Consider the following 15,772-nt stretch of genomic DNA (forward strand, 5'->3'; position numbering starts at 1 on the left):
GCCGGGAAGGCGACGGTTCAGCGCAGCCGTGCCGCGAGGCCGCCGACGGACCGGATCAGTTCCTGGAAGGCCTGCTCCGGGTTGTTGTCCGCGACAATCCGCGCGGTGGGCGGGTGCTTCCACAGGTTCCGGTAGTCGGCCACGGTGGTCCCCATCAGCAACGGCGAGTCCACTTCAACGTCCACGGTGGCCAGGCGGGTTGCGTAGTCGAGCGTCCCTGCCGCCACGCCGGCGGCGAAATAGTCGTGGATGTGCGCCAGGTAGCCCTGGCCGTGAAGCCGGTGGAACTCGAAGTAGAAGCGCAGCGCATCCGACAAGTGCCGCACCAGCGGACTGTCCGCGGTGCTCCGCAGCCCTTCAGGCTGTTTTGGCAGGACGAGCTCCCGCTCCGCACAGCCGGCAGCCTCCGCCAGCCGCAGCACGTGCTCGGGCCGCAGCTCGATCCGTTCCGTGGTGTCCAGGGAACACACAATAGGCAGCCGGTCCGCCGGCATGCCCCGGTACGCCGCGTAGACCTCCTTCGCTGCATGCGGATCCACGTGCGTATTCCACTCGGCGGTGGGCGTGGTGTTGCCCTGGTGGTAGAAACTGCCGCCCATGATCACCACCTTGCCCAGCAGTGCGGGCAGCCGCGGTTCCCGGCGGATAGCCAGTGCGAAGTTCGTCAGCGGTGCCGTGATCAGGGCTGTGAGCTCCCCCGGATTGGCCCGCGCCGCCTCCACCCACAGGTCGGCGGCGTGGCGCGCTGACACCGTCCCGGCCGGCGGCGGCAGTTCGGCGTGGCCTATTCCCTGTGGTCCGTGGGTTTCGGGAGTGGTCACCAGCGGGATGGCGAGCGGAGCTTCCGCGCCGACGGCGACCTCCACACCCGTGCGCCCGCACAGCTCCAGGACGGCCAAGGTGTTGCGTGCCACCTGGTGCGCGTCCACGTTCCCGGGCGAGGCCGTGACAGCCACGAACTCCACGTCCGGCAGCGAGGCAAGGTAAGCCAGCGCCACGGCGTCATCGATCCCTGTGTCAACGTCCAGCAGGAGCCTGGTCATGGTCAGTCCCCCTAGAAGAGCGCGACTTTGGGGACCGCCGGGAAGATCCCGTCGAGCTCGTCCAGCTCGGCAGGCGAGGGCACCCAGGCGACGGCCTCTGCGTTCTGGCGGATCTGCCCTGGCTTCGTGGCCCCGGCGATCACGCTGCCCACCGAAGGCTGTGCCGCGAGCCAGGAGAAAGCCACCTGGATTTCGGACAGCTGGCGCTCGGCCGCGAACGCGCTGAACCGCCCCAGCTGGTCCCAGTCGGCGTCGTGCACCATGTGGGTCCGGGTGTGGCTGAGCCGGGAGCCCTCGGGTGCCTTGTCCGGCGAATATTTGCCGGTGAGGAGCCCGTTGGCCAGCGGGAAGTACGGCAGGACGCCCAGGCCGTAGGCTTCCGCCGCCGGGGTGACTTCGAGTTCGGCCCGCCGGTCCAGGAGGTTGTAGTGGTTCTGGGTGGAAATGAAGCGCGTGCCGCCCGCGGCACGGGCTACAAACTCTGCTTCGGCGATCTGCCAGCCGGCGCGGTTTGAGTGCCCGATATAGCGGACTTTGCCGCTGGTGACGAGGTCGTCAAGCGCCGACAGGGTTTCCTCGATGGGCGTCAGCGGGTCCGGTGTATGGAACTGGTACAGGTCGATCCAGTCGGTGCCGAGCCGGCGCAGCGAGGCCTCGGCTGCCCGGACGATGTAGCGGCGGGACCCCCTGGCACCGAAATCGGGCCCGTTGGCGCCGCGCATGTTCATACCGAACTTGGTGGCTACCACCACGTCGTCGCGGCGGCTCCCGAGGGCCTTGCCGAGCATCGTTTCACTGAGGCCTGGTTCCTTGCCGTAGTTGTCGGCAACATCGAACAGCGTCACGCCGGCGTCGAGGGCGGCGTGGACGACGGCGTCTGTCCCCTCCTGCGACTCGGTCACCGTATTGGCGCGGCCCAGGTTGTTGCAGCCAAGGCCCACGACGGAGACGGTCAGCCCGGATTTACCGAGGCGGCGGTATTCAGTCACAGAATCTCCTAGACGCTGAAGCTATTGGCTGGTTTGGCCGAGTGCTTGAGCTTGAAGTTGTCCGGTTCGTTGAACGGCGCGGCGCCGATGCTGAGCTTGGTGAAGTCCAGGTCCTCGCCACGGCTGCAGACCTTGATGGCATTGACAGCCTTGTTCACGTCGGGGCAGAGGCAAAAGATGTTCAGCTTGTAGTCACTGAACTCTGAGCGTTCCACGGTACCCAGCCCGCGCCAGGCAAGGTGGCTGATGATCGCATCCTTCGTTTTTTCCTCAAGGTAGCGGTCCCTCTCGGTTCCTTCCCTGGTTTTGAGGGCGAACTGGGCCACCACCCAGAACTGTTCTTCATCGGGGATTTCGGCGTAGCCGTCCTCGGCGCACTGGACAGCAAAGGCGTCCATGAGGCCCTCAACAGCAGCGGAGTCAGCCACGTCGGTCTCTTCGGTTTTGCTCTGGTGCCCCACCACGCCGTAGTTCATCACGAACTGGCTGTAGTCCTCATCGAACCAGCCCTCGCGGAAGTGCAGCACTCCCTCGTCGTCCCGTTTGTAGACCCTGATAATTCCGCTCATGACCGTCCCTTCGTGAACCATCCGACATCGGTGCCGTCGAACGGTGCCTGCTGTGCCTTGACGGCGTGATAAAGCTCATCCGCGGCTGCCTGGATGTCATCCACCAGCAGGTCCGGGTAATTCATGGCGATCCTGTGTTCCGCGAACTCATCCTGGTCGTCGATGAAAACGTCGCGCCCGGCCATCCGGATCACGTCCAGGTCCATGTCGATCACATGGAACTCGGTGACGGCCGGCCGGATTTCCGTCCACTCGTGGGCGACAGCCAGGTCAACGTAGACCCGCACACCGTTGGGGTGGTCTGAATCGTAGAAGGTGGCAACCCAGTCCCCCGAGCGCGGTACCAGCAGCACGGCGTCGGACCGGGTGTAGAACGCGGCTCCGGGGCGCGAACAGAACTCATTGGTCCCCTGGAAGATCCACCAGCCGTGCCGGTCTTCACCGATATAGCGGCCCGGGACCACCCAGTGGGCCTTGCCGTTCCATTTCCGGTTCCGCGCCACCACCAGCTGTCCCGGCTGCAGGCCGGCGGGAACACGGGTGGTACTGGTGTGCCGTTCCGGGCCGGCCTCCCCGACGGCGCCCGGAAACTTCAGTGCGTCTTCTTCCCTCACAGAATCGGAAGACTGCCGGTGGTGGGGTGTTCCTGGCCGGGCAGGGGACGCGCGAAGGGGACCTTTGTCCCCAAAACCTGGGCGACGACGTCGTGCGTTATCTGCTGTGCAGTCAGCCCCACGCGTTCCATGACCTGGCTGCGGGTACCGTGATCCAGGAACTCGGCCGGCAGCCCCACTTCGTTCAGTGCGGTGTCGACGCCGGCTGCGCGCATCTCCTGCCGGATCCGCGATCCGACGCCGCCGGCCCTCACGCCGTCCTCGATGCAGATAACAAGCCGGTGATGGGAAGCCAGGGCGATGATGGAACGCCGCACAGGCAGGACCCAGCGCGGATCAACCACCGTGGTGCTGATGCCCTGGGCGCCGAGCCGGTTGGAGACGTCCAAAGCGAGTTCCGACATTGCCCCGACGCTGACGATCAGGACATCGTTTTCGGTGGAACCGGCGGGACGGCGCGCCAGGACGTCCACACCGTCGCTGAGCCGTTCGATGGCCTCCACTTCAGCGCCGACGGTGCCCTTGGAGAAGCGCACCACGGTGGGGGCGTCGCTGATGGCCACAGCCTCGCGGAGTTCTTCGCGGAGCCGGGAGGCATCACGCGGAGCAGCGAGGTGCAGCCCGGGGACAATCTGCACCATGGCCATGTCCCACATACCGTGGTGGCTTGCGCCGTCAGGCCCGGTCACGCCGGCGCGGTCCAGGACGATGGTCACGCCGGCCTTGTGCAGGGCCACGTCCATCAGCAACTGGTCAAAGGCACGGTTGAGGAAGGTGGCATAGACGGCCACCACCGGGTGGAGCCCGCCGAAGGCCATGCCCGCAGCCGAGGTCAGGGCGTGCTGCTCGGCAATACCGACGTCGATGACGCGGTCCGGGTGCTTGGCAGCGAACTTGTGCAGGCCCACCGGGATCAGCATGGCACCCGTGATGCCCACAATGTCGGCACGTTCATCGGAGATGGCAGCTATCTCGTCGGCAAAGACGGACGTCCAGGACTGGGCCCCTGACGCTCCGGTGGGTTCACCGGTTTCGGGGTCGATGATCCCTACGGCATGGAACTGGTCGGCCTCATGTGCCCGGGCGGGGGCGTAGCCGTGCCCCTTTTCGGTCATTGCATGGACAATCACAGGCCCGGCGAAGTTACGGGCCGTAGAGAGCGCGTGCTCCATGGCCTGGAGGTTGTGGCCGTCAACGGGGCCGATGTACTTCATGCCGAGGCCCTCGAACATCCCCTGCGGCGCCCACCAGTCCTTGATGCCCTTTTTCATCGCATGCAGGCTCTTGTAGGTGAACTGGCCTACCGGGCCGCCGTTTTGGAGTTTCTTCTTCCACCAGTCCAGGGTGCCCTCGTAAGCCGGGGCGGCACGGAAAGAGTCGATGGTGGGACGAAGGGAAGCCAGGTAGTCCGCGAAACCGCCCACGGTGGGGGCATAGGAACGGCCGTTGTCATTAACGACAATGACCACACGGCGGCGTTTGTCAGCTGCGATGTTGTTGATGGCTTCCCAGGCCATGCCGCCGGTCAGGGCGCCGTCGCCCACAACGGCGACGACATAGCGGTCGCCTTCCCCGGTGAGCTGGCGGGCGCGGGAAATGCCGTCAGCCCAGGACAGTGATGAGGACGCGTGTGAGCTTTCCACGACGTCGTGCTCGGACTCGGCGCGGGACGGGTAACCGGACATCCCGCCCTGCTGGCGCAGCGTGCTGAAATCCTGCCTGCCCGTCAAAAGCTTGTGCACGTAGGACTGGTGGCCCGTGTCGAAGACGATGCTGTCCCGCGGCGAATCGAAGATGCGGTGCACTGCAAGCGTCAGTTCCACAACACCGAGATTGGGGCCAAGGTGCCCACCCGTCTGGGAGACATTCGTGATCAGGAAACTCCTGACCTCATCAGCCAGTTCTTCGAGCTGTCCTTGGGACAGCCCATTCAGGTCCTGCGGATTCCGGATGGTGTCCAAGATTCCCAAATGACCCCTCCTTCGGGTGGTAGACGTGCCTGTTAACTCTAACGCCTTGGGTGAAATGCAAAGCCGAAGCCCCGGCTGGTCGGTGACCGGCCGGGGCTTCGGAAGGGTGCTGCGTAGTTCAGCTCTCCGCTAGTTTGCGGAGATCTGGCGCAGGACGTACTGCAGGATGCCGCCGTTGCGGTAGTAGTCGGCTTCGCCCGGGGTATCGATGCGGAGTACTGCATCGAAGGACTTGGCCGAACCGTCTTCTGCGGTGGCGGTGACCTTGAGGGTCTTGGGCGTGGTGCCTTCGTTCAGGGCGGTGACGCCCTCAACCGCGAAGGTTTCCGTGCCGGTCAGGCCCAGGGTGGCTGCGGACTCGCCAGCCGGGTACTGCAGCGGCAGGACGCCCATGCCGATCAGGTTGGAACGGTGGATGCGCTCGTAGCTTTCAGCAACGACGGCCTTGACGCCCAGAAGCGCCGTGCCCTTCGCAGCCCAGTCACGGGAGGATCCGGACCCGTATTCCTTGCCTGCCAGGACCACCAGCGGAGTGCCGGCTGCCTGGTAGTTCTGCGCGGCGTCGTAGACATAAGCCTGCGGGCCGTCAGCCTGGCTGAAGTCGCGGGTGAAGCCACCTTCGACGCCGTCCAGCAGCTGGTTCTTGATACGGATGTTCGCGAACGTGCCGCGGATCATGACTTCGTGGTTGCCACGGCGTGAGCCGTAGGAGTTGAAGTCCTTGCGCTCCACACCGTTGGCCAGCAGGTACTGGCCGGCAGGGGTGTCCGACTTGAAGGAACCGGCCGGGGAGATGTGGTCCGTGGTGACCGAATCGCCCAGCTTGAGCAGCACGCGTGCGCCGGTGATGTTCCGGACGGGCTCGGGCTGCGCCTTCATGCCCTCGAAGTACGGGGGCTTCCGGACGTAGGTGGAGTTCGGATCCCAGGCGAAGGTGTCACCGGCGGGCGTGTCAAGCGCCTTCCAGCGTGCGTCGCCATCGAAGACACCCTCGTAGCCGCGGGCGAACATGTCCTTGTCGATCGAGGAATCGATGACCTGCTGGACCTCAACCGGGTTGGGCCAGATGTCCTTCAGGAAGACGTCGTTGCCTGCTTCGTCCTTGCCGAGGGAATCGGTGTCGAAGTCGAAGTCCATGGAACCGGCCAGGGCGTAAGCGATGACCAGTGGCGGGGAGGCCAGGTAGTTCATCTTCACGTCCGGGTTGATCCGGCCTTCGAAGTTGCGGTTACCGGAGAGCACTGCGGTGACGGAAAGGTCGTTGGCCTGGATGGCCTCGGAGATTTCAGCGTCCAGCGGGCCGGAGTTGCCGATGCAGGTGGCGCAGCCGTAGCCCACGATGTAGAAGCCGAGCTTCTCCAGGTAGGGGGTCAGGCCGGACTTCTCGTAGTAGTCGGTGACTACCTTGGAACCGGGAGCCACGGAGGTCTTGACCCACGGCTTTGACATGAGGCCCTTGTCCACGGCGTTGCGCGCCAGCAGCGCGGCTGCCAGCATCACAGACGGGTTGGACGTGTTGGTGCAGGACGTGATGGAGGCGATGGACACCGCTCCGTGGTCCAGTTCGAACTCGCGGCCGTCTTCGGTCTTGATGTGCACCGGGCTGCTCGGACGCCCGTTGGCGCCGTTCGCTGCGGACACAACACGGCTGGTCTCGGTGGTGTGCGAGTCCGCGTGCGTGAAGGACGGGGCATCCGAGGCCGGGAACGATTCGTCCAGGGACTCGTCCACGCTGCCGTCTTCGATGGCGACGTAGTTGTGGATGTCCTTGCGGAACTGCTCCTTGGCATCCGTCAGCTCAATGCGGTCCTGCGGACGCTTGGGGCCGGAGATGGACGGAACAACCGTGGAGAGGTCCAGTTCAAGGTACTCGGAGAACTTGATCTCACGCGACGGATCGTGCCAGAGGCCCTGTTCCTTGGCGTAGGACTCCACGAGTGCAACATTTTCGTCCGAGCGGCCGGTGAGGCGCAGGTAATCCAATGTGACGTCGTCGATCGGGAACATTGCGGCCGTGGAACCGAATTCCGGGCTCATGTTGCCGATGGTGGCGCGGTTGGCTAGCGGCACCGCTGCAACACCTTCGCCGTAGAATTCCACGAACTTGCCCACGACACCGTGCTTGCGGAGCTGCTCGGTGATGGTCAGCACAACGTCGGTGGCAGTGGCGCCGGCCGGGATGGACCCGGTCAGCTTGAAGCCGACAACGCGCGGGATGAGCATGGAGACGGGCTGTCCCAGCATGGCCGCTTCGGCTTCGATGCCGCCAACGCCCCAGCCGAGGACACCCAGGCCGTTGACCATGGTGGTGTGCGAGTCGGTGCCAACGCAGGTGTCGGGGTAGGCCCGGACAACGCCGTCAATTTCGCGGGTCATCACCGTGCGCGCCAGGTATTCGATGTTGACCTGGTGCACAATGCCGGTTCCCGGGGGAACCACCTTGAAGTCATCGAATGCCGTCTGGCCCCAGCGCAGGAACTGGTAACGCTCACCGTTCCGCTGGTATTCGATCTCCATGTTGCGCTCCAGTGCGCCGGAGTTACCGAAAGCGTCGATCTGGACGGAGTGGTCGATGACCATTTCCGCAGGAGCCAGCGGGTTGACCCGCTTGGGGTCACCGCCGAGTTCCTTGACCGCTTCACGCATGGTCGCCAGGTCCACCACGCAGGGGACGCCGGTGAAGTCCTGCATGATCACGCGGGCAGGCGTGAACTGGATTTCTGTATCGGGCTGGGCATTGGGATCCCAGCCAGCCAAGGCACGCACGTGATCGGCAGTGATGTTCGCGCCGTCCTCGGTCCTCAACAGGTTTTCAAGCAATACCTTGAGGCTGAACGGAAGGTTTTCTGCACCTTCAACGGAGTTCAACCGGAAAATTTCGTATTCGGTTCCGGCTACATTAAGTTTGCCTTTTGAACCGAAGCTGTCCACTGTGCTCATCGCAGGACTCCTCTCGCAACAGTTTCATCTTTGTCGCGCGGCAGACGGCTTGCTAGTTAGGCAGGCCTAATTAGTGCTGGCCACATATGTTGCAGGAGGTCAGCCATGAATACTCAGCCGTTAATACGGTGCGCGACGTGGGATTACTACCGCCATCCTAGTAGCATCACCGGGCCGGCGTCAGCAGTGCGACAGTCTCCATGTGGTGGGTATGCGGATAGAGGTCAAAGGCGCGCAGGCCCGCCAGCGCCCACCCTGCCTGCTGGAAGTACCCCACATCCCTGGCAAAGGATGCCGGATCACAGGATACGTAAGCAACGGCCCGGGGACCGGCGGCAACCAGCTGGCTGACCACGGCCTTCCCCGCTCCCGCCCGCGGCGGATCCAGGATGAGGGCGTCGAAATTCCGCGGTTTTTGGCGGAGAATGCGCTCAACCCGCCCCTGGACGATCTCCACCTGAGGCGCCTCATGCAGGTTCTTCCGGGCGTCCCGGCTGGTCCCGGGTGCGCCTTCGACGGAAAGAACGGACCCGGTTTCGCCCACCGCGTCAGCCAGCGGTGCCGTGAACAGCCCGGCGCCGGCGTACAGGTCGGCAACCACGGAACCGGCTGCCAGGAATCCGCCCTCGTGAAGGAAGGATGTGACGGCCCCCACAAGTGTCCCGGGCGCGTCGCGGTGGATCTGCCAGAAACCTGCGCCGGTGACCCGGTAGTCATGGCCTGCTGCAGACTCCTGGACCCAGGTCCGGCCACGCAACGGCGCGACGTCCCCGCTGAGGGGATCCAAAGTGGCCACCGAGACGTCGTCCGGGAGCTGCGCCGCGATGGCACTGAGCCGCTTGGGCTTTGTTCCGGGAGCAGGTGCAAGCAGTACCAGGGGGCGGGAACCGTTCGACGGCGCTGCTACCTCAACACGTTCGATGCCCTGCAGGTCGATATCCCAGAGCCGCAACCCATTGATGCGCTCCGTTGCGAGCGGCATTTCCCGGACAGGGATGATCTGGTCCGACCGGTGGGCGTGCATGCCGAGCTTTCCGCCGGGGGTGACCGAGAAACTCGCGCGCGTCCGCCACCCAAGGCCCGTGCCGGCGTCGTACGCCGCATCCGTGCCGGACGCGGGATCCGCGCCCGGAACATGCGCCTCCACTGCCTCCACCAGGTTGAGTGTGTCCCGGCCATCGGGCAGACGGTCGACGCCGGCGAGCCGCTTGAGCTGTTCAGCCAGTACCGCGGACTTAAGTTCGCGCTGGCGGGGCAGGGCGATGTGCCCGAACTCGGCACCACCTACCGGCGGGTGTCCGTGCTGCCAGGAACGGAGGGAGTCGGCCGGGCGCCAGAAGTGTTCCACCCGGTCCGGGGATGCGGCCAGGACCTCCACCACGTCTGCCCGCCAGAATTTCGCTGACTCCCCCGCATCGGTCAGGCGGGCGCGGACTTTTTCGCCGGGAATCCCGTGGCGGACAAAGATCACCCTGCCCTCGTGGCGGGCTACGCAGTGGCCGCCGTGGGCTATGGGTCCGACGTCGAGCACCAGCTCGACGGCGGCTTCCTGTGCGGGGGCTGTACGGGACGTGGACTGGGACTGGGGGTTCATTGAATATCCTGCAGGTTCTTTGCTTCTTCGGATGATTTAAGCTGCCACGGGACACTGGCCACCATCACGCCAGGTTCGAAGTGCAGCCGGGTCTTGATGCGCAGCGCCGTCTGGTTGTGGACCAGTTGTTCCCACCATTTGCCCACTACGTACTCGGGGATGTATACGACGACGAGGTCGCGGGGCGAATCGCGCCGCATGTTTTTGACGTACTCCATGATCGGGGTGATGGTTTCCCGGTATGGGCTGGCAAGAACCGTGAGCGGCACGGGGATGTCGAGCTTGTCCCAGTCGGCAACTGTCTGCGCTGTCTCTTCGGCGTTGATGTCCACCGTAATGGCATCAAGCCGCGACGGCCGTGACGCCCGGGCATACGCCAGGGCACGCAGCACGGGCTTCCGCACGTGGGAAACCAACAGTACCGCGTGGACCCGGGACGGCAGGGCCCGCGGGGAGGAGTCCTCGTCCACGGCCAGTTCCTTGGCCACGTTGTCGTAGTGCGCCCGGATACTCCACATGATCAGGAACAGCACCACCATCGCGAGCAGCGCAAGCCAGGCCCCCTGCGTGAATTTGGTGATCAGGACGATCACCAGCACCAGGGCTGTCATGCCGAAGCCGATGCTGTTGATGGTGCGGGACTTGACCATTCGGCGTCGGACGGTCTTGTCCTTGGCAAGCTTGAGGTGCCTCCCCCAGTGCCTGACCATGCCCAACTGGCTGAGCGTAAACGAGATAAAGACGCCCACGATGTAGAGCTGGATCAGTTTGGTGACATCGGCGTTGAACGAAATGATCAGCACCAGCGCTCCGCCGGCCAGGGCCAGGACGCCGTTGCTGAACGCCAGGCGGTCACCCCTGGTCCGCAGCTGGCGGGGAAGGTAGCCGTCCTGGGCCAGGATGGAACCGAGCACGGGAAAGCCGTTGAACGCGGTGTTCGCTGCGAACACCAGAATCACGCCCGTCGCGGCCACCACAACGTAGAACAGTATGGAGCCGGGTCCGAAGATGGTTTGCGCGATCTGGCTGATCGCCGGGGTCTGGATATATTCTTCGGGCAGCGGCAGCCCGTTCAGGAGGAATTCCGTGGCCGGGTCCAGCACAATATGGACCTTGGTGGCGTTGGCCAGGAACATGATTCCAGCCAGCATGGCGGCGCCGATCGTGCCTAGAAGCAACAGGGTGGTGGCCGCGTTTTTGCTCTTGGGCACCTTGAAGTTGGGCACGCCGTTACTGATGGCTTCAACACCGGTCAGGGCGGCGGCGCCCGAGGAAAAGGCCCGCAGCAGCAGGAAGGCCCCCGCCAGGCCCACCAGCCCTTCGTCGAAGCCGGGCGCCGGAACAATCGTGAAGGCCGCGGACGGCGCCTGGCCCAACTGGCCTGTTACCGCCTGGAAAATGCCCACGGCCGTCATGCCCAGGATGGAGGCCATAAAGATGTAGGTGGGGACCGCGAAAAGGGTCCCGGCTTCCTTGACCCCGCGCAGGTTGACCAAGGCGAGGATGACCACGCCGATGGTGGCGATGAGCGCCTGCTGCCCATGGAGGGAGGGTATGGCCGTGGTGAGGTAAGTGGCCGCCGAAGACATCGAGACCGCCACGGTCAGGACGTAGTCCACCAACAGGGCCGAGGCAACTGTCAGCCCGGAAAACTTGCCGAGGTTTTCGTTGGCGATCTCGTAGTCGCCGCCCCCGGAGGGATACGCGTGCACGTTCTGCCGGTAGGACGCCACCACTGTCAGGAGCACCACCATGACAGCCAGGCCCACCCAGGGCGAGAAGGCTACGGCGCTGATGCCGGCGAGGGCCAGCGTCAGCAGGATTTCATCCGGGGCGTAGGCCACCGATGACAGCGCGTCTGAGGCGAACACCGGAAGTGCTATCCGTTTGGGCAACAGCGTGTGGGCGAGCCTGTCATTCCTGAAGGGCCTGCCCACCAGCACCCGTTTAACGGCATTCAGTATTGTCAGCACTCCACAAAGCTAGTCTGATTCGCGGCCCGTGTCATGACGGCGGCCAGGCGGCTGCGGCAGGCGGCCTGCCGGTAGAGTTCTAGCAGCAGCAACGGGCGACGGAAGGTAAGGAAACACGGTGGCGCATTTCGTGATCATGGGATGTGGCCGGGTGGGGGCAACTCTGGCGCACACGCTGGAGGACGCGGGCCATTCCGTCGCGATCATCGACCAGGACGACCGGGCGTTCCGCCGGCTCCGCCAAGGCTTCACCGGACGCAAAGTCACGGGTGTGGGCTTTGACCGGGACACCCTCCAGCAGGCCGGCGTGGCTGACGCCTACGCCTTCGCGGCCGTGTCCAGCGGAGACAACTCAAACATCCTGGCAACCCGCGTGGCGCGCGAGACGTTCCACGTTCCCCACGTTGTAGCCAGAATCTATGATCCGGGCCGGGCAGAGATCTACCAGCGGCTGGGCATCCCCACGGTGGCCGCCGTGCGTTGGAGCGCCGACCAGGTGCTGCGCCGCATCCTTCCCGAACAGCACCTCGCGGGCGATTTCCGCGAGCCTTCCGGCCGGCTGGTGCTCACCGAGGTGGACCTCGACGCCGGCTGGATCGGCCACAGGGTCAGCGAAATCGAGAAAGTCGCAGCCATCCGGGTCGCCTACCTGACCCGGTTCGGCGAGGGGATGCTCCCCGAGGCCGGCACGTCCTACCAGGACGGCGACACCGTGCACGCCATGGTTCCGGTAGACCGCAGTTCCCAGGTGGCCCAGGTCCTGGCCAAAGCACCCGCCAAGGAGTCGTAGTGAAAGTAGTGATCGTTGGCGCTGGCAGCGTCGGTTCATCCATCGCCAGGGAACTGCTGGCCCACAAACACGACATCCTGCTGATCGACCTCAAGCCTGAAGTCATCGGACGCAGCGGGCTGCGCGGCGCGCACTGGCTGGTGGGCGACGCCTGCGAGCTCAGCACCCTGCAGGGGGCAAAAGTGGAGGAAGCCGACGTCGTGGTTTCAGCCACCGGGGATGACAAGGTGAACCTCGTGGTCTCCCTCCTGGCCAAAACAGAATTCGGCGTGGGCCGCACGGTGGGCCGGGTCAACAACCCCAAGAACGACTGGATGTTCAACGATTCCTGGGGGGTGGACGTGGCGGTGAACACCCCCCAGCTGATGACTGCGCTGGTGGAAGAGGCAGTGGAGATCGGTGACCTGGTCAGGCTCCTGACGCTTCAGACCGGCGTTTCCTCGCTGGTGGAGTTCACGGTCCCGCACGATTCCCATGTCATTGGCCTGACCGTTGGAGATATCCGGTGGCCCGAGGATTCAACGCTGGTGGCGATCCTCCGGGACCATGCCCCGATCACTCCCAGCCGCGACGACGTGATCGACGGCGGCGACGAACTGTTCTTCGTCACCACCATCGCCGCGGAAGATGAGCTGCGGGCGCTACTGTCCGCGGAAACGGCCACGGCTGACGATGCGGCCGGGCCCGAGGGTGTTCAGCCCGCCGAGGTTCAGGCCCCGGAAGACGACGGCTTCGACGGCTGAGCGCCAGGGTCAGCCCCGGCTGGCGCCGGTCGGGTGATCAGCCACGCGACCCAGACGCCCAGGATGTACAGCGGGGCAGCCATGATCAGCCGGGTGGTGGCGAGGGCGGCCAGTCCGTCCTCGCCCATCAGGTAAAGGGGTACCTGGACTACCAGCCGCAGGACCAGGACCGCCACGATGACCCAGGTGCCCAGGCGGTAGGCCTTGAGCCGTGCCGGGTCCTTGCGCCAGTCAAGGCCTTCATTGCGGATGAAGCCGAACAACAGTCCCGCCACCGGCCATTTGATGGCGATGGAGATGACCATCGCCACAATGTAGGCGGCGTTGGTGAAGAAGCCCGGCAGATAGAAATCTTCCGCTTTCCCGGTGGTGTTGGCGAGCCAGGCTGAAATGCCCACGCCCACAACGCCGGCAAGCGCCTGGGTCAGCGGGCGCCGCTGGATGAGCCGGGCCACCGTAAACGCGGCGGCCGATGCCAGCGCTGCGACCAGGGCCAGCGTGAGGTCCCGGGTGATTGTGAAGGCCACCAGGAACAACAGGCCCGGCACGATGCTCTCCGCGATGCCCTGGACCCCGCCGGCGGTCTTGAGGACATCAATCCGGCCGTCGTGCGTGCGGTGCAGACCGGCTTTGGCCGCATAGTCCGCCGCGAGGCCCGCCATCGGAGAGGGTTCCCCGGGGGACGGTTCGGGGCTGGCGGGCTGCGGTCCGGATGGTTCCGGAGAGCGATGGCCCGATCCGGAGTGCGGTTCGGGCAGCTGGGGCGAGGTCATTCGTGCTCCTGGCGGGAAAGTATTTCGTAGCGCGGATTGAACATGGTGGGCAGTCCATGGCTTTGGGTCAGCATGCCGTTGACGCTGACTTCCGTGCCGGCATCGATCCCCGGCACTTTGCGGCGCCCCAGCCACACCACCCGCAGGCGCGCGTTCCTGCCAGGTACCGGTCCGGCGCCGGGGTGCAGGACTTCAGCGTCGGAGAGGATGGCGGTGAACGCCGGATTCTGGTCCGCGGGCACATAGGTTACCGATTCAACGTACCCGTGGCACATCACCCGGCCCCTTTCCGGGAGCTGGCTGACCGGCACCCCATGACCCTGCGGGCCCGGGGGGCGTTGCCCGGAATCAGCCAATCTGGGTGATTTCCGGGCCGCGCTCGGGCCCCTTAAACTCGGGCTCCCTGACCTCAGGTTCCTTGAATTCGGAGGCCCCGGGAGGCGGAGCAGCGCTGGCGTCCTTGGGCAGCCGCAACTGCAGCAGGTCGCGCGGAGGCATGGGGCTGTCGCCGCGGATCACCACGATCCGGCGGAACAAGTCCTCCAGCGGAGCGGCGGCCTCACGCTCCATCGCGGCTTCTCCGCCCAGGACGCCGCGCAGGAACCACCGGGGTCCGTCAACGCCGATGAACCGTGCCACCCGGTAGCCCTGGCTTCCGTCCGGGGCGCCGGCGGGGAGCTTCGCCACGAGTTCGGTTCCGAAGGCACCCTGCACCTCTTCGACCTGGCCGCCCTGGCTTCCCACGGACTGGCCGATCTGCTCGCGGATTTCGTCCCAGAGCCCCTCGGTCTTGGGTGCAGCGAACGCCTGCAGCTGAAGGCTGGAGCCGTTCAGGTCCATGGTCACAGCAACCACCCGCTGCGTGGCTTCCTCCACCTCCAGCCGGAGCTGAAGCCCCTCACTCGGGGCAATGAGCAGCGCTCCGAGGTCCACGTAGCCGTCGCGGCTGGAGACTTCGGAAACATCAAAGGGGCCGTTGGCCCTCCGGCCGGTGTCCTGGGAACCCTTCCCGGCCGTATCCTCTGATTCCGCTGCCGCCGAGGACTCTTCCGGCTCGCCGGCCTGGTCCTTCTTGGATTTCCTGCCGAGCCCAAAAACCATGGGGTTGTCTCCTTAGTTGTGAAAGTGCCCGGCCGGCCGCTGGGTCCCGCCAAAATCTTCGCTGCCGCAGTCAGACAGTCCCGGGCTGCCACCTCGTGGCTAGTGTCAGGCGTTGCCCGGCGTGAAGCCGCCGGTGGAACCGAATCCGCCGGCACCCCGGACCGATTCACTCAAATCGTTGACAGGGATAAACTGCGCGTACTCCACGCGCTGGATCACCATCTGTGCAATTCTATCGCCGCGCCGCAGCTCGATGGCGTCCCGCGAATCAGTATTCAACAGGGTGACGGAAATTTCGCCGCGGTATCCGGCGTCCACCGTCCCCGGGGCGTTGACGATGGTTAATCCGTGTTTTGTGGCCAGCCCTGAACGCGGGTGGATCAGGGCAACAAAGCCGTCCGGGAGGGCGATGGAGACGCCCGTGGGCACCAGCTTCCGCTCCCCCGGCTGCAGCACCACATCCTCCCTTGCACGGAGGTCGGCTCCCGCGTCACCGGGGTGCGCGTAGGACGGCGCCTCGAGTCCGGCGTCGAGCATTTTCAGCTGCACCTGCAGCGTGGGGGCACCGTAGGCCACCGGTACAGCACCGGTGGGCGCAGTGTCAGGAACGGTCTTCAAGGTGGCAAGTTCGTCAGTCACAGTCACTCACTCTAACGCCCCGCCGCAGCTGCGG

14 protein-coding genes are annotated in these 15,772 nt (G+C 65.1%); 2 read left to right on the forward strand and 12 right to left on the reverse strand.

The window, feature by feature from the left end:
* Nucleotides 1-17: 17 nt before the first annotated feature.
* The 8 genes from GUV69_RS06395 to GUV69_RS06430 all read right to left on the reverse strand — a co-directional run bounded on the left by GUV69_RS06395 (nt 18) and on the right by GUV69_RS06430 (nt 11,692).
* The gene (locus GUV69_RS06395; RefSeq protein ID WP_164200719.1) at nt 18-1,043 is read right to left on the reverse strand and encodes a nucleoside hydrolase; all 1,026 of its coding nucleotides are present in this window, start codon (nt 1,041-1,043) and stop codon (nt 18-20) included.
* Nucleotides 1,044-1,054: 11 nt separating this feature from the next.
* Complete coding sequence (locus GUV69_RS06400) at nt 1,055-2,032, reverse strand: aldo/keto reductase (protein ID WP_164200721.1); 978 nt, start codon at nt 2,030-2,032, stop codon at nt 1,055-1,057.
* 8 nt (nt 2,033-2,040) lie between these two features.
* On the reverse strand, nt 2,041-2,601 hold the full coding sequence (locus GUV69_RS06405; protein WP_164200723.1) for a hypothetical protein: 561 nt from the start codon (nt 2,599-2,601) through the stop codon (nt 2,041-2,043).
* The gene (locus tag GUV69_RS06410) at nt 2,598-3,215 is read right to left on the reverse strand and encodes a DUF402 domain-containing protein (protein WP_164200725.1); all 618 of its coding nucleotides are present in this window, start codon (nt 3,213-3,215) and stop codon (nt 2,598-2,600) included. The genes GUV69_RS06405 and GUV69_RS06410 overlap by 4 nt, the downstream gene beginning before the upstream one ends.
* Complete coding sequence (gene dxs / locus GUV69_RS06415) at nt 3,212-5,185, reverse strand: 1-deoxy-D-xylulose-5-phosphate synthase (RefSeq protein ID WP_164200727.1); 1,974 nt, start codon at nt 5,183-5,185, stop codon at nt 3,212-3,214. Before dxs ends, GUV69_RS06410 begins: the two co-directional genes overlap by 4 nt.
* A gap of 129 nt (nt 5,186-5,314) precedes the next feature.
* Nucleotides 5,315-8,125, reverse strand: coding sequence for an aconitate hydratase AcnA (gene acnA, locus GUV69_RS06420; protein WP_164200729.1), 2,811 nt, complete (start codon nt 8,123-8,125; stop codon nt 5,315-5,317).
* A 166-nt stretch (nt 8,126-8,291) separates the two neighbouring features.
* A complete protein-coding gene (locus GUV69_RS06425) occupies nt 8,292-9,719 on the reverse strand; it encodes a class I SAM-dependent RNA methyltransferase (RefSeq protein WP_164200731.1) in 1,428 nt (475 codons plus the stop codon).
* A complete protein-coding gene (locus tag GUV69_RS06430) occupies nt 9,716-11,692 on the reverse strand; it encodes an APC family permease (protein ID WP_164200733.1) in 1,977 nt (658 codons plus the stop codon). The genes GUV69_RS06425 and GUV69_RS06430 overlap by 4 nt, the downstream gene beginning before the upstream one ends.
* 118 nt (nt 11,693-11,810) lie before the next feature.
* Between GUV69_RS06430 and GUV69_RS06435 the strand changes: the two genes are divergently transcribed.
* A complete protein-coding gene (locus GUV69_RS06435; RefSeq protein WP_164200735.1) occupies nt 11,811-12,482 on the forward strand; it encodes a potassium channel family protein in 672 nt (223 codons plus the stop codon).
* Nucleotides 12,482-13,225: a potassium channel family protein gene (locus GUV69_RS06440; protein WP_164200737.1), complete on the forward strand. Its 744-nt coding sequence runs from the start codon at nt 12,482-12,484 to the stop codon at nt 13,223-13,225. Before GUV69_RS06435 ends, GUV69_RS06440 begins: the two co-directional genes overlap by 1 nt.
* Here the strand turns inward: GUV69_RS06440 and GUV69_RS06445 are convergent.
* From GUV69_RS06445 to dut, 4 genes are all read right to left on the reverse strand, one after another.
* Entirely contained in the window at nt 13,192-13,998 is an 807-nt protein-coding gene (locus GUV69_RS06445) for a DUF3159 domain-containing protein (RefSeq protein ID WP_164200739.1), read from the reverse strand. The genes GUV69_RS06440 and GUV69_RS06445 overlap by 34 nt on opposite strands.
* Nucleotides 13,995-14,309, reverse strand: coding sequence for a hypothetical protein (locus GUV69_RS06450; RefSeq protein ID WP_431197102.1), 315 nt, complete (start codon nt 14,307-14,309; stop codon nt 13,995-13,997). Before GUV69_RS06450 ends, GUV69_RS06445 begins: the two co-directional genes overlap by 4 nt.
* Before the next feature lie 37 nt (nt 14,310-14,346).
* Entirely contained in the window at nt 14,347-15,099 is a 753-nt protein-coding gene (locus GUV69_RS06455) for a DUF3710 domain-containing protein (RefSeq protein WP_164200743.1), read from the reverse strand.
* A 105-nt stretch (nt 15,100-15,204) separates the two neighbouring features.
* Nucleotides 15,205-15,738 (reverse strand): dUTP diphosphatase, encoded by a 534-nt coding sequence (dut, locus tag GUV69_RS06460; protein WP_164200745.1) that lies wholly within the window; start codon nt 15,736-15,738, stop codon nt 15,205-15,207.
* Between the last annotated feature and the right edge of the window lie 34 nt (nt 15,739-15,772).

Origin of the sequence: [Micrococcus luteus] ATCC 49442 (assembly GCF_010367585.1) — a bacterium.
In the GTDB taxonomy this organism is placed as follows: domain Bacteria; phylum Actinomycetota; class Actinomycetes; order Actinomycetales; family Micrococcaceae; genus Arthrobacter; species Arthrobacter luteus_A.

Bases quoted from the DNA above. Each gene is read 5' to 3' on its own strand.
- GUV69_RS06455 (WP_164200743.1), bottom strand. From the start codon at position 15,099: ATGGTTTTTGGGCTCGGCAGGAAATCCAAGAAGGACCAGGCCGGCGAG.
- acnA (WP_164200729.1), bottom strand. From the start codon at position 8,125: ATGAGCACAGTGGACAGCTTCGGTTCAAAAGGCAAACTTAATGTAGCC.
- GUV69_RS06395 (WP_164200719.1), bottom strand. From the start codon at position 1,043: ATGACCAGGCTCCTGCTGGACGTTGACACAGGGATCGATGACGCCGTG.
- GUV69_RS06445 (WP_164200739.1), bottom strand. From the start codon at position 13,998: ATGACCTCGCCCCAGCTGCCCGAACCGCACTCCGGATCGGGCCATCGC.
- GUV69_RS06405 (WP_164200723.1), bottom strand. From the start codon at position 2,601: ATGAGCGGAATTATCAGGGTCTACAAACGGGACGACGAGGGAGTGCTG.
- GUV69_RS06425 (WP_164200731.1), bottom strand. From the start codon at position 9,719: ATGAACCCCCAGTCCCAGTCCACGTCCCGTACAGCCCCCGCACAGGAA.